The following is an 18,058-nucleotide window of genomic DNA, read 5'->3' as shown; positions in this document are numbered from 1 at the left end:
TCCTTTGTTCCGTATGCGGGTCGGGGAAGCGCTGGCCGTCACCAGCCGTGAAACTTCCTCTCACATCAGCGAAGAGCAACCGACGATCTTCGATAGAGAAATAATTTAGAGACCACGAGATCGATTTGTTTTGCAAGCGCACCTGTGACCGAAGACGCCTCAACTCGCTCAGGCCTGCACGCGACACGCCGTCAATATCAAATGCGTTCGAGGCGTCATGCCCCATCCCGCATTCGACCCAAACCGGATACTGCGCTCGACCATGCTGGAGACCCTGGCAATCAACAACTACCGCTCGATCAAGGAACTCGTCATCCCGTTGTCGAGGCTCAACTTGATCACTGGAGCGAATGGCAGCGGCAAATCGAATCTTTATCGTGCATTGCGGTTGCTCGCCAGCACAGCGCAGGATGGAATCGTGGCGCCGTTGGCCTCCGAGGGCGGCTTGCAGTCGGTCGTATGGGCAGGGCCGGAGGACCGCTCGGGGGCGATGCGACGTGGTGAGATCCCGCTGCAAAGACCGGCCAAAGGAACGCCCGCGCCGCGCCTGAAGCTGGGCTTCGGCGGCATGACATTCGGCTACGCGGTGTCCATGGGTCTTGCCCAGCAATCATCCGAATCGCCTTCGGCGTTCAAGCTGGACCCCGAATTCAAGCGCGAAGCGATTTGGAGTGGCGCATTCCTTCGGTCCTCGAACATGCTGATTGATCGGGACGGTAATGTCGTGCACCGCCGGTCGGACGACGGTTGGGATACCGTAACACACAGCTTGCCCCGTTATGAGAGCCTCTTCTCGCAAATCGGCAACGATCGGAGCAGTCCGGAGGTATTCGAAGTCAGGGAAGTGATGCGCCGCTGGCGCTTCTACGATCATTTTCGAATTGATGTGGATGCGCCGGCACGGCGGTCGCATGTGGGAACCCGTACTCCCGTTCTCCATCATGACGGGCGCGATCTCGCTGCGGCGTGGCAGACGATTCTCGAAGTCGGTGATCATCAGGCACTCGACGATGCAGTGTCCGATGCCTTTCCCGGCGCGCATGTCGAAATTGAAACGGAGCGGGACGGATTGTTTTCGCTCGTGTTTCGACAGGACGGCCTGTTCCGCCCGCTCAAGGCTGCCGAGCTTTCCGATGGCACGCTGCGATATCTGCTGTTGTGTGCAGCCTTGCTGACTGCGCGGCCGCCCGAGTTGATGGTCCTCAATGAACCCGAGGCGAGCCTTCATCCCGATCTCATTCCCGCGCTGGGCCGACTCATTCGGCAGGCGGCGATGTATTCTCAAATCTGGGTCGTTTCCCATTCGACACGGCTGGCGTCAGCGCTTGAAGAGGACACGGAGTTCAGCCAGATCACCCTGGAAAAGGCATTCTCTGAGACGACGATTCTCGGGCAGCACAAGCTCGACCGACCCGTTTGGCGATGGCCGGATTCGGGCAAGTAACAGACACCCGTCGATGCGCTCGTCAGTCGGATCTGTTGCACCGATTCGGATGTTGGCCAAACTGAACCGCGCCGGTGATCGGCTCTAGAAAACATCACGGGAAGTCCATCGTTTCATGAAACCGGCGCGACTTTCAAGGCGGGCGTGCTGAGCGAAAACCTCCTGTCTGAACCGCCCCGGATTTTGTGGAGGCTCCAACTCTTGAGAGAATGGAGCCATGAACAAGAAGCCAAGTAAGTTTTCCCCGGAAGTCCGAGAGCGCGCGTTGCGCCTGGAACGCGAGCAGCGTAGCGAACATCCGTCGATGTGGGCGGCGATCGAATCGATTGCGCCGATGATCGGCTGCACACCGCAGACGCTGCACGAGTGGGTCAAGCGTGACCAGGTCGACCACGGTGAGCGCGATGGCGTGACCACAGACGAGCGCGAGCGCCTCAAGGCCTTGGAGCGCGAAGTCAAGGAGTTGCGTCGTGCCAACGAGATTCTCAAGGTCGCGAGCGCGTTTTTCGCCCAGGCGGAGCTCGACCGCCGTTTCAAGTCCTGAAGGCATTCATCGATCAGCATCGCGACCCCTTCGGGGTCGAGCCGATCTGCAAGGTCTTGCGGATTGCCCCGTCGGGTTACCGACGCCATGCCGCGCAGCTTCGTGATCCGTCGCGGCGCTCTGTTCGCGCAATCCGCAATGAACGTCTGCGGCCGGATATCAAGCGTGTGTGGCAGGCCAACATGCAGGTCTACGGTGCGGATAAAGTCTGGAAGCAGATGAACCGGGAGCGTATCGCGGTGGCGCGCTGCACGGTCGAACGGTTGATGAAGCAACTGGGTTTGCGCGGCGTGATGCGAGGCAAGCGTGTTCGCACGACTGTTCCTGATGCCATAGCCCTGCGCCCGCTGGATCGGGTCAATCGCCAGTTCAAGGCGGCACGGCCGAACCCGCTCTGGGTTTCGGCTTTCACCTACGTTTCGACGTGGCAGGGCTGGCTGTATATGGCTTTCGTGATCGATGTGTTCGCTCGCCGTATCGTCGGCTGGCGCATCAGCAGTTCGATGACCACGGACTTCGTCCTGGATGCACTTGAACAGGCGCTTTACGCGCGGCGCCCGGGCGACGACGGAACCTTGATACATCATTCGGATAGAGGGTCCCAATACGTCAGCATTCGCTACAGCGAACGGCTGGCCGAAGCGGGCATCGAATCGTCGGTCGGCAGCCGGGGCGACAGCTATGACAACGCCCTGGCTGAAACGATCAACGGCCTGTACAAGGCTGAACTGATTCATCGCCGCACCTGGAAAACGCGAGAATCCGTTGAACTGGCAACGCTGCAGTGGGTGGCTTGGTTCAATCGTCATCGGTTGATGGAACCCCTCGGCTATATCCCGCCCGCCGAAGCTGAGGCAAACGACTATCGGCAACTTGAAACAGCTACCACTGAACCCGCATCAACTTAAACCAACCAGCCTCCATGATTCCCGGGGCGGTTCAGATGAGTTCAAGATCGAAGCAGTCAAGCAAGTCACCGAGCGTGGTCATTCGGTTGCAGATGTGGCCCAGCGTTTGGGCATTACGACGCACAGCCTATATGCCTGGCGAGCGAAGTTCGATAAGCCAGATGTCGTGCGGCAGGTGGAACTAGACCAGAGTGCCGAGGCGCGGCGATTGAAGGCCGAACTCACGCGGGTGACCGCGCCTGGATCAGTGCGTCGCTGTACAGACGCGGACGGCCGCGGGTCGGCTCGGTGTCGGGTATGCCCGCAAGGGCGGCTGCATCGATCCACATCGTGACGTTACCTCGGTTGATCAGGCCGGCGTTGCAGGTCGACCAGTTCCTGACACGATAGCGCGCCTTCGGCTCGCACGTCTTGCCCTTGTCCCTGCGCATCTTCTCGCAGCCAAAAATCGAGAATCTACACAGGACCCCGAATTGTTAAAAGGGGTGCCGGACCGGCTGTTGTGGGTAAACGTCAGCCGGCCGCTGGCTCGCCCGATTTTTGCAACAATGCCCCAAGGTCAGCGTGTTTCATGCGCTACATGCTCTCCTGCTCGACGATTCACTGCAAGCACAAGACGGGTGCGAATTGCGCAGAGTTTCCCTAACAACGAGGACGTTGTGTATAACGACATGCCTATAATAACCCTTTTGGCTTGAGGGTTGGGTGATCGATATAAATTTGCGCCAGTATGTCGTACAAGCCACTCATGACATTACCAATCATCAGCTTGTATTTCTTAGCATCATCATCCGAGCAGTTATCAACAACAAGAAATACTGATTCATTCAACGATGCCCCCATCGAAAGCATCAACTCGTTTATCTTTCTGGCAGTTTCAAGATCGGCAATCATTGTTCACCCCTAGCAATCAACCCCATACAAAAATCCTTTCTCATCCATACAGCTTGTCATGCAATTCCAAAACGCAAATCCATAATCCGGAGTCGGCAAAGCTGTTTCGCTGCATTGAGCTATGCAGCTTTGCTTGACCTGCTGGCAATCAATCTGGAATGAATTAAATCTCTTGGAATTGATTTTGGCGCGCCCCCTTCCAAGATTAACCGAGTAGATTATATTTTCATCAGATTCAGTAATATAGGCAATCCCAGATGAATTAATCGCAATACCCATGGGATGATTGAACGAAGCATTCGCTCCGAGACCATCTGTCGAGCCTGACTGCCCAGACTCGGTAAGCGTCGTCACAAGACCTGCTGCCGTAATCCTGCGGATCAGGTTGCTTTCCGTGTCCGCTACATACAGTATATCGGCTGCGTCGGCGGCGATACCCATGGGATGATTGAACGACGCATTCCGCCCGAGGCCATCGGCTGAGCCTGTGTGCCCAGATCCGACAAGCGTCGTCACAAGACCTGCTGCCGTAATCTTGCGGATCAGGCTGTTTTCCGTGTCCGCCACGTAAATTGAACCCGCTCCGTCGACGACGATACCCATGGGATGGTTGAATAACGCATTCCCACTGAGACCATCGGTCGAACCTCTTTGCCCGGATCCGGCAAGAGTCGTCACAAGACCTGTTGCAGTAATCTTGCGGATCAGGTTGTTTTCCGTGTCCGCTACGTAGAGTGAACCGGCTCCATCGACAGCGATTCCCGTCGGATGATTGAACGACGCATTCCCCCCAAGACCATCGGTCGAACCTGATTGCCCAGATCCTGCAAGCGTCGTCACGAGACCTGCTGGAGAAATCTTCCGAATCTTATTGCTGGCTGTGTCCGCAACGTACAGAGCACCTCCTGCATCGACGGCGACACCGGATGGATGGTCAAAGGTCGCCCCCATACCCGCACCATCGGTCGAACCGGGTTGCCCTGATCCGGCGACCGTCGTTACAACGCCACTCGCCGCAACCTTCCGGATTTTATTGTTGCCGGCATCGGCGACGTAGAGACTTCCCATTGTATCGACGGCCAAATTGACCGGGCTATTAAATGACGCCGCGACTCCAGAACTGTCAACCGAACCATATTGTTTAGATCCCGCAAATACAGTAGCCGCCTTATTTGAAGTCGACAATGTGGAATTTTCAGCTGCCGGACCATCTCCATTGCAACCGACCAAAAACAAAGAACATAAAATAGCAAAAATCCAATGATTTATATTTGCCATCGCGAGATCCCCAATATAAATTTATTTCTTATTGAAAATATCTTCTGCATGGTCAACTTCCAAAAGACGGCCGTGCAGTGTCACGCCCGGCTACAGGCCGATTCCAGTCGATTCGCGACGGCCTCGATCGCGCTCACGGGCGCGCGAGCCAGTTGGTCATCATGGCTCGTCACCAGCTCGGCGAATAACCGATAGCTGTCCTCATCGAACTGGATCTCGCCATCCCGCCCAGCCTGAAGCGCATTCCATGCAGCGGCCTCGTACTCATGGAACCCCCGCGTTTCCGCTGCGCCATACCCCAACGATCGCAGCATCTCGGCGGCCAGTGCCACTCTTGTCAGCAATTGCAGCGACGTCAACGTCCCCACGCCCGCCTTCAGTGCTTCGAGCTGCAGATGATATTCGAGCGCCAGACTATCCCTGACATGCCGGGGAAGCGGCATGCAATCGATCTTTCGAGCGCGTTTCCTCAGACTGGATTGGCGAGCCCGGCTATGGAAATCACGCATGGTTCACCGTCCAGGAAATTGCCGGACGAAGGCTATCCCCCTTCCACGCAGCACGGAAAGGCCATTCTGCAATCGTCCATGCAACGCCCTGCGAGCCGCCGCGATCTCGACGAAACCGCTCATCGTCCGGCCACGGTCATTTCTTCGATCAACACCGAGCCCGACTTCAACGCGCCAGCCGTGAACGTATCGCTTCCCACCGCAACGATGTTCCTGAACATCTGCTGCAGCGTGCTGGCGACCGTAATGCCTTCCACCGGGTACTGGATCTTGCCGTTCTCGACCCAGAACCCGGCGGCACCTCGCGAATAGTCTCCGGTCACCAAATTGATGCCTTGTCCGATCATCGACGTAAGCAGCAGCCCCGTCCCGAGTCGCTCGAGCATGCCGTCGAGATCGTCGCCCGGCAGGGTTGCCGTGCTGCGCAACGACAGACCGTGCGGACCGTGCGCGTTGCCGGTCGTTTGCATGCCGAGCTTTCTTGCCGCGTATGACGACAAGAAGTAGCCTTCGATCACACCGTCGTGCACCACGCGACGCTTCCGCGTTCTCACACCCTCGCCATCGAACGGCGCACTGCCCATCGCGGCCGGTACATGCGGATCCTCGTCGATCCGGATGTGCGGCGCGAAGATCTCCTTCCCGAGACTGTCGACCAGGAAAGACGCTTTCGCGAACAGCGCGCTGCCGCTCGCCGCCTGGACGAAATTCATCAGCAATCCCGCCGCCAACCGCGCCTCCACCAGAACGGGAACCTTTCTGGTCTCGAAGGGGCGCGGCTGCAGACGCGCAATGGCGCGCTCGGCTGCGTAACGCCCCACGAATTCGGGCGACGCCAGATCCTGGGGCCGCCGCTCCGACGTGTACCAGGATTCCATCTGCATATGACTGCCGCTTCCCGCCAGCGGTTTGCATGATATCGAGTGATTCGACGACGCGTAGCCGCCCTGAAACCCGTTCGACGCGGCGAGCACGAAGTGTCCGTTCATCGTATCGACGCTCGCCCCCTCCGAATTCTGGATCTGCGGGCTCACCGAAAACGCAGCGTCCTCGGCCCGGCGCGCGAGCTCCAGCGCTCCGTCGATCGACAGCGGCCACGGGTGGTAAAGGTCGAGATCGCGCGGCGCATGTTCGAGCTGGTCGTCGTCGGCAAGCCCGGTTGCCGCATCCTCGGCCGTGGCGCTGGCAATATGGTAGGCGGCAGCGACCGCATCTTTCAGGGCAGCCGGGGACAAATCGGACGTGGTTGCCGTACCCTGCTTGTTGCCGACATAGACGATGACGCTGGCGCCCTTGCTATGCTTGTGTTCGATGGTATTGGTTGCACCACGCCGAACAGATACGGAGAAGCCGCTGCCTTCCGCGATCCTTGTCATCGCACTGGTCGCACCGATAGCCTTGGCGTGCGCCAGGATGTCGGCCGCATATTGGTTGAATTCGTCTTGCGTATGCAGAAATTCATTCGATTGCATGTTCAGGTTGGCTTCCATGTTCCACTGTCTCGTGTTCATTGCGACGTGTCGTCACACGTCACCGTCGGTGACGTGACGCTCCCTCTTGTGTTGAACCGGCTGGCTTCGTCAGACAGGCTGCGTACGCGCGTCCAGCCATGCCTTCGCGTCACCGCTCACGTGCCCGCCGACGCACTCGCGCACCGTCGCGTGATATGCGTTCAGCCACGCGCGCTCGTCGTCGTGCAGCAGGTCGATCAGCACGCAGCGCGTGTCGATCGGGCACAGCGTCAGCGTCTCGAATGCGAGGAAATCGCCGAATTCCGTCTGCTCGCCCTCGCGGTTCACGACCAGGTTCTCGATCCGGATGCCCCATTTGCCGGGCCGGTACACGCCCGGCTCGATCGACGTGATCATCCCTTCCTCCATCGCCGTATGCGGCTCGGCCGGCGCGGAGTGCGAGATGACTTGCGGGCCCTCGTGCACGTTCAGGAAGTAGCCGACGCCGTGACCCGTACCGTGACCGTAGTCGAGCCCGGCCGCCCACATCGGCGCACGCGCGATCGCGTCGAGCATCGGCGAGCGGATCCCGCGCGGAAAGCGGGCGCGCGACAGCGCAATCATCGACTTCAGCACGATCGTGAAATCGCGGCGCTGCAGGTAGCTGATCGTGCCGACCGGCACGACACGCGTGATGTCGGTCGTGCCGGTCGTGTACTGGCCGCCCGAATCGACAAGCAGCAGGCCGTCGCCGGCGATCGTCGCGTGCGAAGCCGGCGTCGCTCGGTAGTGCGGCATCGCGCCGTTCGCATTGAAGCCGGCGATCGTCGCGAAGCTCGGCTGCACGTAGCCGGAGCGCCGTGCGCGCGCGGCCGTGAGCTGCTCGTCGATCGTCAACTCGGTGATCGTCTCGCGGTTCACCGCCTGCTCGAACCATGCGAAGAATTCGGCGAGCGCGGCGCCGTCGTGTTCCATCGTCACGCGCACGCACTCGATCTCGGCGGCCGTCTTGCGCGACTTCGCCAAGGTCGACGGGTTCACGGCCTCGATCAGCTTCACGCCGGCCGGCACCGCCTCGAGCGTGCCGAACGTCATGCGGCGCGGGTCGATCAGCAGCGTCGCGCCGTCGGGCAGCGCCGCGAGCGCGGCGCGCGCGGCATCGTACGGGCGAACCTCGACGCCGTCCTGCGCGAGCGACGCGGCCAGTGCCGGCGAGATCTTGCCGTCGGCGACGAACAGTGTCGCGCGATCGCTGCCGATCATCGCGTACGCGACGAACACGGGGTTGAAGTCGACGTCGGTGCCGCGCAGGTTGAACAGCCACGCAAGATCGTCGAGCGTCGACACGAAATGCCATTGCGCGCCCTGCGCGCGCATCGCGCGACGCACCTCGGCGAGCTTGCTCGCGCGGCCCGTGTCGGCCTGCGGCGCGACGTGCTCGAATACCGCGTCGCCGGGCAGCCCCGGTCGCTCGGGCCAGATCGCATCGAGCAGGTCGAGATCGGTGCGCAGCGCGATGCCGCGCGCGTTCAACGCCCCCGTCAGCGCGCGGGCCGCCGCGACCCCGAGCACCGCGCCGTCGACGCCGACCGTCGCGCCGGTCGGCACGTTCTGCGCGAGCCACTCGACATGCGGCGCGCTTTGCTGACCGCCCGTCATCTTCATCAGCTGTACACCGGTGCCGGCGAGCTCGGCCTCGGCCTGCACCCAGTAGCGGCTGTCGACCCACAGGCCCGCGAAATCCGCGGTGACGACCAACGTGCCGACCGAGCCCGTGAAACCGGACAGCCAGCGGCGCGCCTGCCAGCGTTCGGGCAGGTACTCGGACAGGTGAGGGTCGGCGGACGGCACGAGATACGCGGCAGTCCCCTCGCGGATCATCGCGCCGCGCAGTCGCGCAATGCGAGCCGCCGCCGGCGTCATGTCAGGTAGAGGTTGATTCATGAACGTTCGTTTGTGTTTGGAATGGCGCCCGCGAAGGGTTGCCGAATCGCCCGTCACGCGGCGTCTTCATTCTTCACGCGATCGGTTTCTCGTTGCATCTGCTCCGCCGTCAGCAATTGCCACGCGCCCTCCGCCTGAAGCCGGAGTACATTCCGGTGGTACGCCAGCAGCGAATCGCGGTGGCCGACGCTGACGTACGTTGCACCGGCCAGCGCGAGTGCCCGATACAGCGCTTGCTCGGTGGCCAGGTCGACAGCGCTCGTTGCCTCGTCGAGAAACACGTAACGGGCGCGCGCAGCCAGTGCGCGCGCGAAGCCGATCCGCTGCTGCTCTCCCAACGACAGCACTCTCGACCAATCGATCACCGTATTGAATCCCCCATGCCTGTGGGCGAGATCCGGCAGATTGACCTGCTCCAGCAAGGCCTGGAGCTGTTGATCGGTATGCGTGCTTTCCGTCTCCGGGTACAGGATCTGCTCGCGCAGGCTTCCCAGCAGCATGTACGGACGTTGCGGCAGGAACAACACATCCTGCGGCGGCGGCATCGTGATCGTTCCGCTGCCCGTTCTCCACAGTCCCGCCACGGCACGGAGCAACGAACTCTTGCCGACGCCGGTTTGCCCCATGATCAGCAAGTGCTCGCCCCAGCCGATTGCCAGGCTCAATCCTCGCAGCAGCGTGCGCTCGCGGCCAGGCGTCTGGAGCGTAAGACGCGTCAGTTGAATCGCGTTGCCTTCCTGATATGCGATGGTTTCCGCGCGATCGGCACGGGCTGCGTTCACCGCATCCGCCTTTTCGACGATCTGGGCAAGCCGCACCACATGGGGCGCGGCGGACGCGAATATCGGCATGAACGTCGTCACGCGCTGGATGCCCTGAAGCAGCAGCGTTGCCGACGCCGTTCCTTGCGTCACCACGCCGAAACTGATCTTGCCGCTGAAGTAGAGCGGCACGAGGATGACGACCGGCAACAGCGTCCAGACGACGCCGACCAGCGACTCGGTCGACCGCATGATGAAGGCGTAGCGCGCCGTGCCCCTCGCGATATCCACGACCTTGTCCAGCCGTCGCGCCACGCTGCGCGCCTCGGCGGATTCGCCGCGGTAAAGCGCGACCGTCTCGCCATTGCTCCTGACATGCAGGATACCGAAGCGAAGCTCAGCCTCGGAAACGGTCAAGTCGAAATTCAGGCGAATGAGCGGCCGGTACAGCAGCCACGTCACCACGGCGGAAATGATGCCGTAGGCAATGACGCCGTAGAACAAGAGCGGGGAAATCTGACGAAGCAGCAAGCCCTGGATGCCCAACGTGCCGGCCGAATAGATGGCGATGCGCGGCAACATCGCCGCCATGTTGCAGAACGGCCCCGTTTCCTGCTGAATGCGCTGGTCGACGTTGTCGACGTCGCCATCCTGTTCGATCCGGTAGTACGTTCGGGCCCCCAGATATCGCGACATCAGGTCATTCGTCATCCATGCGCGCCAGTGGATGGCGAGCCGGGTGTAGACGAAATCGAAGAACTGACTGAGGATGCCGTTGTTGATGACCAGGCCGATCGATGTCACGAGCAGGAACAGGCGCCAGTAAGACAGCTCGTGGCGCCCCACCAGCGCGTCACTCATCTGCCGGGTCAGGATCGAGACCTTGCCGCCAAGCAGGATCTCGAACAGCGAGAACGCGATGAAGATGCCGAGCGCCAGCCATGAGCGCGATGCGCCGGCTCTCGTCCAGTAGGGGCGGGATATGTCGATGAAACGTCGAAAGAAGCGGCCGTTGAGACTGTAGTCCTTCGGGTCCGCTTGCGTGGTGGCAGTGAGCATGTCTTTATTCGTACATTGATCGGGCGCGAAAGTCCGTCGAAGCGGGCCGCATCGATCCTGGCTTAATGCGTTCCGCCGACCGTGACCTCGTCCAGCCGCAGTGTGGGCTGGCCGACACCAACCGGCACGCCCTGGCCTTCCTTGCTGCACGTGCCGACACCCTTGTCGAGCGACAGGTCATTGCCGATCATGCTCACGTACTTCAGCGATTCCGGGCCGCTGCCGAGCAGCGTCGCGCCCTTCACCGGGTAGGTGATCTTGCCGTTCTCGATCATGTACGCCTCGGACGCCGAGAACACGAACTTGCCGCTCGTGATGTCGACCTGGCCGCCGGAGAAATTGACCGCATACAAGCCGTTCTTCACCGACGCGATGATTTCCTGCGGATCCTTGTCGCCGTTCAGCATGTACGTGTTCGTCATGCGCGGCATCGGCAGCGCCGCGTACGACTCGCGCCGCGCATTGCCGGTGACGGACATCTTCATCAGGCGCGCATTCAGCGTGTCCTGGATGTAGCCCGTCAGGATGCCGTCCTCGATCAACGTCGTGCGCTGCGTCGGGTTGCCTTCGTCGTCGACGTTGAGCGAGCCGCGGCGGTTCGGCACCGTGCCGTCATCGACCACCGTCACGCCCTTCGCGGCGACTCGCTCGCCGATGCGGCCGGCGAACGCCGACGAGCCCTTGCGGTTGAAGTCGCCCTCGAGGCCGTGGCCAATCGCTTCGTGCAACAGAATCCCGGGCCAGCCGGCCCCGAGCACGACGGTCATCGTGCCGGCGGGCGCGGGGCGCGCGTCGAGGTTTACGAGCGCCGCGTGCACCGCGTCATCGACGTAGCGCGACAGCACGTCGTCGGTGAAGTAACCGTAGTCGAAGCGGCCGCCGCCGCCGCCGGAGCCGCTCTCGCGGCGGCCGTTCTGCTCGGCGAGCACCGTGACCGACACACGCACGAGCGGGCGGATGTCGGCCGCGAGCGCGCCGTCGCTGCGCGCGACCAGCACGACGTCGTATTCGCCGGTGAGGCCCGCCATCACCTGCGTGACGCGCGGGTCGCGGCCGCGCGCCATCTGCTCGATGCGCTCGAGCAGCTTGACCTTGGCCGTCGCGTCGAGCGACGCGAGCGGATCGGACGGCAGATACAGGTCGTGACCCGTCACGCTCTTCAGCGAAGCGTCCGCCGTCACCTTCTGCATGCCGCCGCCGGCCGCCGCGATCGCCTTGGTGGCCGCGGCCGCCTGCGCGATCGCCGCGGGCGAGAGGTCGTCGGAAAACGCGAACGCGGTGCGGTCGTCCGCGACCGCGCGCACGCCGACGCCCTGATCGATGCTGAAGCTGCCCGATTTCACGATGCCTTCCTCGAGGCGCCATGCTTCGCTGCGGCGTGCCTGGAAGTACAGGTCCGCGTAGTCGACGCGATGCGTGAAGATGTCGGCGATCGTGCGCGTGAGCAGGCTCTCGTCGACGCCGTAGGGCGTCAGCAGAATGTCCTTTGCGACGATCAGATTGCGCAAGGAGGGATCAACAGAGATCATGAATAATCGAAGGAAGGAAAGAGGTTCAAACAGAACGGGGAGCGTTCGCGCTCAGCCACGTCAACAGGGATTCCGCGACATCCGCACAGACGATTGCGGCTTGCCGCACGCTATCCATGCTGACGACGTCGTATCGCTTCCAGAGGTCCGGGTCCTGCTCCCGGCACTGTTGAATGAATGCCCCGCGGCGCTCGATGAAGGCCGACACCCATGCCGCCCGCGCTGCGGCGTCGTCGCGCGGCGCACTTCCGATCTCGCTGTGTACCTGTTCCGTAGCGCGTTCGAGCATCGCGGTGATTTTCTGCTCTTCGTCGTCACGCCAATCGGCCTTGCGGCGAAGCTCCCGATTCACGTACTTCAGGATCATGTGGAGTTTCCCATTGGCCGACCAGTCCGACATGGGACCGGCCAAGCCCTCGAGCATCTGGCTTGCCTCAAGGTCGGCCGATCCGTCGCCCACGCCCAGCATCACCGCCGCGCGCTGCAACACCTCCCATTCCTTTGCCGCGATCTTCTCGCCGGCGCGCTCGCGCGCGTGCGCTGCCTTGATGCGCAACACGATGCCGCGCTCGGTTTCGGCCGTGAAGTACTGCGTGATCTCCCAGCGCGAGTGGTAAACGAGTTCATGGAGAACGTCGGTCGCGGCTCGCGCGAGATTCGCGCCCACCGGAATGGCGTGGAAGATCTTCAGCGCCGTCGCATCGGCTTCTTCCGCACCGTCCTTGACTCGGCTCAGGAACATCCAGATCGAATCGACGAGTTCTCCGAACTGCCGTGGTACCCCGACAACCTCCTCGAACTGCCCCCGGGCGCCTGCCAGCCGCGTCGACGGTTCCTGGACGCGCTCACTGCCGCGCTGCGCGTCCGAAAGCTCGTGATAGCGGCTGATGCATCGATCCTTGTGCGCTTCATCCCCGCCGAAGCTGCACCATGCCGCGGCCGGTGCATCGACCGCGACGGCTTCCGGCTCGTCGCTTCCGGCTTCGCTCGCGGCCGATTCCGGCGTCTCCAGTCCGCATTGCGCGAACCATTTCTCCATCGTCATGCGCATCCGTATGGTCGACGGTCCGGTCAGCCTGTCGTGCTCCTTGCCGTTCGCATAAAAGATCAGCGTCGGAATCGCCCGCACGCCGAATTTCTTGCCGCCGTCCGGCTCGGAGTCGATGTTCAGCTTCAGGATCTTCAGTCGCCCCTCATAGTCCTTCGCAAGCCGATCCAGATGAGGCGCGAGCGCGCGGCAAGGTCCGCACCACGGCGCCCAGAAATCCACGAGTACGGCTGTTTCGCCCGACACGTCGTCGAGCAGCGTCGCGGCGGTCGTATCAAGAATTGACATCGTTCATATTCCTAAATTTATTTTGATTTCGGCTGCGTGACGAAATCGATTTTCACGAGGCCTGCGCGCTGGGCCGCCGAAAGCAGGTTGGCCACCGATTCATAACGCGCGGCCCGGTCGGCATACAGCTCGATCTCCGGCTGCGGTTGCTGGGCCGCCGCCTGATTCAGCCGGGCATCCAGTGCATCGGCTTCAACGGGCTTCTCGTCCCACAGCACCGTGCCGCTCGCGTCGACCGATAAACTCACGTGCGCGGGCCGCGTATCGTTCGGACTGCTGTTCGCACTCGGCAAGTCGAGCTTGACGGCGTGATTGATCACCGGCAACGTCACCATGAACACAATCAGCAATACGAGCATCACGTCGATGAGCGGCGTCATGTTGATGTCGCTCATGACGTCGTCGTGGCTGTCGTCAAAGAACGCCATGTCAGTTCTCCTCGACCGTCGCGACGCGTTTCTGCTCGATCTTCACGCGCACGGAAGCCGTGCGATGACGGTCCGAGTTCATCAGATACGCGTGCAACTCGTGGCGGAAGCGCGCGAGCTTGTGGACGATCATGCGATTGCCGCGGGACACCGCGTTGTAGCCGAGCACGGCCGGGATCGCGACAAACAGGCCGAACGCGGTCATGACCAGCGATTCGCCGACGGGCCCGGCCACTTGCGCGAGACTGCTCTGCCCCGCCTCGCTGATGCCGAGCAGCGCATGATAGATCCCCCAGACAGTGCCGAACAGGCCGACAAACGGCGCCGTGCTGCCGACCGATGCAAGCGCCCCAAGGCCGCTCGCCATTCGGGCAACCTGCTCTTCGAGCGCCACGCTCAGGCAGCGCTGCAGCCAGTCGTCCGGCGAGAGCACTTCCTTCAGGTGCGTATCGTTATGTCGCTCCGATGCTTCACGCGCGGCCTCCGCGAGATTCTGGTATGGGTTGCTGTGGTCGAAGCGACCCAGTGCCGCACACCCTTCCTCGATCGAACCCGCCTGCCAGAATTTTCGCTCGGCGGCTTTACTCTGCCTTCTCATGCGGATCAGTTGCGCGCCCTTGTAGAGCATGACCGCCCACGACGTCAGCGACATGACGACCAGGACCAGCGCGATGGCGTGACTGATCGTGTCGCCACGATTTACGATGTCTGCGATTCCGTAGTTCATTGCTGTACTCCTCGACGAGCTGCTTGCAGCTCAGTTGTCCAATCTGAATTCAAGTGGTTGAAGCGCACGAACGACGATCGGCGTCCCGTTCTCCAGGTAAGGCTTGCAATGCCCGGCGAGCATCGCGGCACGCGCGGCCGCATCGAGTTCTTCGAAACCGCTCGATTCGATGGTCGTCGCCTCCGTGATGCGGCCGTCGATGCCGATCGTCACGCGCAGCACCACCTTGCCTTCGTGATTCAGCCGGCGTGCAAGCGCGGGATACGGCGGCCGCTCGATGTCGCATGAAACGTGCGCCACGCTCTTGGCGTCCTGCCCGCCGGCGAGCGCCATCATCTGCGCGGCTGCCGGCTGCGCCGACGGGGTGCTCTTTGCGCTTGTCTCGACGGGTTGGACGGCGGGCGGCGTAGGCACCGGCGGTTCCGGTTCATGCGCTTGCGGGGTCGCCGCCTGGGCCGCACGCGGTGCGTCGTGATGCGTGGCGAGCACGGGCGCGCGGTGCGGCACGGGCGGCTTGCGCGTCACCGGCTTGACGGGTGGCCGCGGCAGAACGGGCGTCGGGGTCGGTTGCGGCGTGTTCACCAGCGTCACGCTGATCGACGATCCGGCCGACGCGAGCTTCCCGGCATGCAGGTCGAGATGGACGTCGGCCTTCCAGAACGCGACCAGCAGCAATGCATGAAGCGCCACCGCCACGCCCATTGCGACAGGCCGGCCATAACCGATACGAACCTCCCGGCCCGCTGCTGCGGGGCCGGATGCGTACCTTGACGGCAATACGATCGAACTATCCACGACATGCCTCAGAAGTTATAGCGTCCGGTCAGGTAAATCAGTCGGCCCGGCTGCAGGCCGACGATCGCTGAAGTCATCTGGTTCTGATAGAGGGTGCGGTTGAACAGGTTCTTGACGCCCAGGGTCGCCGTCCATTGCTTCGCGCGGTAATACACGCTCGCATCGGTCTGCGCTTGCCCCGGAGCCTTGAATACCCCGAGGCGCGAGTTCGACACTTGATAGCCGCTGCGCGCTTCGACGCCCGCACCGACGCCCCACCCATGCAAACGCTCGCCCTGCAGGTCGTAGGTCATCCAGATCGTGCCGCTATGACGCGGCACTTCGCTCACACCGTCCGTGATTTGCTGCTGATTGCTGAAGGTGTAGTTCGCGAAAACGTTCAACCCCGGCAACAGACGGCCGGTGACGCTCAGTTCTGCGCCGCGTACCACCATGCCGCCGCCGAGCGTGGAGAAATTCGTGCCGGGAATGCCAACCAGGACGTTGCTTTGCGCCGTTCTGAATACGTCGGCCGTTGCGCTCAGGCGATCGTCGAAGAAGTTGAACTTGAAGCCTGCCTCGACCGATCGCCCGATTTGTGGAGGCGGCACACTGCCATCCAGCAGAAGCGTTCCATATTGCGGGTAGAAACTGCGCAACGCGTTTGCATAAACGGCGACGTTATCCGTGAGCTGGTAAAGGATGCCGAGGTTCGGCGACCATTGCGATTGAGAGGCCGTATTGGTGCCCCATACCGTTCCGCGAGCGATGCTCGCGAGGATATGCAGCCTGTCCCAGGTAATCTGATCCTGGAAGTAGACCGTGGACGAGTACGATTTGACGGGGCTGCCCGAATATTGCGACGTCCCGGTAATGGGCGGTGCCGAAGCCAGCGGGAATGGGGCAACGAGAAACTTCATGGGCAAACTGGTGAAATCTGTCCAATAGACGCTGTTGCTCACGCCCACGAGAACGGTTTGCTTGACCGGGCCCAAAGAAAACTTCGCCTGCAGATGATTGTCCAGGTCGAAGCCGTAGGAACGCGAGTGGTCATTGAAGCCCAAAAAAACGGTCTTCCCGGATCCGATGCCGATCGGATCATAGAAATCACGCTGGGAAAAAGTCGACGCCTGATATTGCGCCTTGCTTTCAAACTTGAAGATCGATCCGAGTTGCTGTGTGAAATCGACCGACAGCGTGTCCATCTGGCTCAGCGAATTCTGGGATGGCGTGCTGCGCGAATGGATCGGCAGCGGGTCGTCTCCGACCCGAGGTTGTGTCAGTTGTATCGGCGGTCGGTTGACCACCTGATGCTGGTAGCCGAGAACGATGTCCGTGTTACCCGATTTCCATTCGATCGACGGCGCGACGTAGAAGTTTCTCTGGCCATCGTAACCGCCGAAGGACTCCCCGGCTCGCTCGGCGGACAAGACGAACCGATAGCGGAGCGACTTGTCGCTCGTCAGTGCGCCACCCAGATCGATCGAGCTCATCCAGTCGCCGTAGGAGCCCGTTTGCAGCGTCAGCTGCCGAACGGTTTCGGCGGTCGGTCTTTTGATCACGATGTTGACCACGCCCCCCGGAACCATGGCTCCCGACAGAATGGAGTCGGCACCTTTGAGCACTTCGATTCTTTCGACGCCGGCCACCGGAATATCCAGCGAATTGCTGGACCCCGTATCGTTGTGGCCATTGCTCATCGTGGCCGCTGTGAAGCCCCGGACACTGACTTGAGCACCGTTACCCCAGTCCTGCACCGTGACACCGCTCACGTTGGCGAGTGCCTCGGACACCGTTTGAGTCTGCTTGCTGTCGAGCAGGTCCTTCGTGACGACCTGAATCGACTGCGCGGTCTGCGAAATCGGCGTATCGGTGCGCGTCGCCGTGCTGGTCGAATCGGCGACGAAACCCTTATCGAGGCTGGCGCTGCTGGTGCTTTCACTGACCGTAATCGTCGGGAGTACTGAATCCTGTCCCGACTTCGATGCGCCCGGCGAAGGCGGTGGGTCGGACCGCTTGATGACGTAAGTCTTGGCGTCCACTTGCTCGACGCGCAGACCCGTGCCGTTCAACAGGCGCGCCAACGCGTCATTCACGGTCAGCATGCCCGACACCGCCGGCGCGGCGCGGCCCGCCACGATGTTGTCGGGCGCGAGGATATTGACGCCGGCCTCGCGAGCGAGCTGCGACAATGTCGTGGAAAGCGACTGCGCGGGCAAATTGATCGACGTTTGCGCGTACAACGAAATGCTCGCCATGCCGACGACACTGGCCGCCACATGCCTTGCCAACGCCCTTGCCACAGGCTGCTTGAATTGCTTCATTGTCCCCTCTCTGTCAGTGCAAAGATGTGATTGAGCCTTGACGTTGCTATCGGTCAGGCTTCACCACTAAAGACGACGCAGGGAGCAAAAAAGACCAGCCGCGTGCTATTGAAATTTTTCATCGCGACGATAGCCAAATGCTTTCGAG

Annotated in this window: 14 protein-coding genes, 2 pseudogenes and 1 other annotated feature; of the genes and pseudogenes, 3 read left to right on the top strand and 13 right to left on the bottom strand. The window is 61.6% G+C overall.

From position 1 onward, the window contains the following. Positions 1-217 precede the first annotated feature (217 nt). The 3 genes and pseudogenes from CFB43_RS32655 to CFB43_RS32645 form a co-directional block, all read left to right on the top strand. Positions 218-1,444, top strand: a complete 1,227-nt coding sequence (locus tag CFB43_RS32655) for an AAA family ATPase (RefSeq protein ID WP_256990165.1) — start codon at positions 218-220, stop codon at positions 1,442-1,444. A gap of 217 nt (positions 1,445-1,661) precedes the next feature. Next, positions 1,662-2,896, top strand: a protein-coding gene (locus CFB43_RS32650) for an IS3 family transposase (RefSeq protein ID WP_226274140.1) whose coding sequence is annotated in 2 segments (ribosomal slippage) — positions 1,662-1,953 and positions 1,953-2,896 — 1,236 coding nt in all. Because the reading frame shifts where the segments join, the coding sequence is not laid out codon by codon here. After that, positions 1,943-2,059 (top strand) — a sequence feature (AL1L pseudoknot). It overlaps the preceding gene by 117 nt. Next, positions 2,877-3,131, top strand: a pseudogene (locus tag CFB43_RS32645) (transposase); the annotation flags it as partial. The gene CFB43_RS32650 and the pseudogene CFB43_RS32645, both read left to right, overlap by 20 nt. Position 3,132: 1 nt before the next feature. Here the strand turns inward: CFB43_RS32645 and CFB43_RS32640 are convergent. The 13 genes and pseudogenes from CFB43_RS32640 to CFB43_RS32585 all read right to left on the bottom strand — a co-directional run. Beyond that, positions 3,133-3,327, bottom strand: a pseudogene (locus CFB43_RS32640) (IS5/IS1182 family transposase); the annotation flags it as partial. Between the two features lie 244 nt (positions 3,328-3,571). Further along, complete coding sequence (locus CFB43_RS38135) at positions 3,572-3,790, bottom strand: hypothetical protein (RefSeq protein WP_143060042.1); 219 nt, start codon at positions 3,788-3,790, stop codon at positions 3,572-3,574. A gap of 9 nt (positions 3,791-3,799) precedes the next feature. Beyond that, on the bottom strand, positions 3,800-5,068 hold the full coding sequence (locus tag CFB43_RS32635) for an NHL repeat-containing protein (RefSeq protein WP_089498282.1): 1,269 nt from the start codon (positions 5,066-5,068) through the stop codon (positions 3,800-3,802). A gap of 80 nt (positions 5,069-5,148) precedes the next feature. Beyond that, positions 5,149-5,577, bottom strand: a complete 429-nt coding sequence (locus CFB43_RS32630; RefSeq protein WP_089459813.1) for a Fis family transcriptional regulator — start codon at positions 5,575-5,577, stop codon at positions 5,149-5,151. Between the two features lie 119 nt (positions 5,578-5,696). Continuing rightward, entirely contained in the window at positions 5,697-7,067 is a 1,371-nt protein-coding gene (locus CFB43_RS32625; protein ID WP_089498281.1) for a metallopeptidase TldD-related protein, read from the bottom strand. 90 nt (positions 7,068-7,157) lie between these two features. Further along, on the bottom strand, positions 7,158-8,972 hold the full coding sequence (locus tag CFB43_RS32620; RefSeq protein ID WP_089498280.1) for an aminopeptidase P family protein: 1,815 nt from the start codon (positions 8,970-8,972) through the stop codon (positions 7,158-7,160). 53 nt (positions 8,973-9,025) lie between these two features. After that, positions 9,026-10,792, bottom strand: a complete 1,767-nt coding sequence (locus CFB43_RS32615) for an ABC transporter ATP-binding protein/permease (protein ID WP_089498279.1) — start codon at positions 10,790-10,792, stop codon at positions 9,026-9,028. A 62-nt stretch (positions 10,793-10,854) separates the two neighbouring features. Continuing rightward, a complete protein-coding gene (gene tldD, locus CFB43_RS32610) occupies positions 10,855-12,321 on the bottom strand; it encodes a metalloprotease TldD (protein ID WP_089498278.1) in 1,467 nt (488 codons plus the stop codon). 25 nt (positions 12,322-12,346) lie between these two features. Continuing rightward, a complete protein-coding gene (locus tag CFB43_RS32605; protein WP_089498277.1) occupies positions 12,347-13,657 on the bottom strand; it encodes a thioredoxin family protein in 1,311 nt (436 codons plus the stop codon). Between the two features lie 17 nt (positions 13,658-13,674). Next, positions 13,675-14,085, bottom strand: a complete 411-nt coding sequence (locus tag CFB43_RS32600; RefSeq protein WP_089498276.1) for an ExbD/TolR family protein — start codon at positions 14,083-14,085, stop codon at positions 13,675-13,677. Between the two features lies 1 nt (position 14,086). After that, complete coding sequence (locus CFB43_RS32595; RefSeq protein ID WP_089498275.1) at positions 14,087-14,812, bottom strand: MotA/TolQ/ExbB proton channel family protein; 726 nt, start codon at positions 14,810-14,812, stop codon at positions 14,087-14,089. A 30-nt stretch (positions 14,813-14,842) separates the two neighbouring features. Then, positions 14,843-15,508, bottom strand: a complete 666-nt coding sequence (locus CFB43_RS32590; RefSeq protein ID WP_179254955.1) for an energy transducer TonB — start codon at positions 15,506-15,508, stop codon at positions 14,843-14,845. A 107-nt stretch (positions 15,509-15,615) separates the two neighbouring features. Beyond that, positions 15,616-17,910, bottom strand: a complete 2,295-nt coding sequence (locus CFB43_RS32585; RefSeq protein WP_089498273.1) for a TonB-dependent siderophore receptor — start codon at positions 17,908-17,910, stop codon at positions 15,616-15,618. Positions 17,911-18,058: the final 148 nt, after the last annotated feature.

This window comes from Burkholderia sp. AU15512 (assembly GCF_002223325.1).
GTDB lineage: Bacteria > Pseudomonadota > Gammaproteobacteria > Burkholderiales > Burkholderiaceae > Burkholderia.
This window is presented reverse-complemented; position numbering and strand designations above follow the sequence as displayed.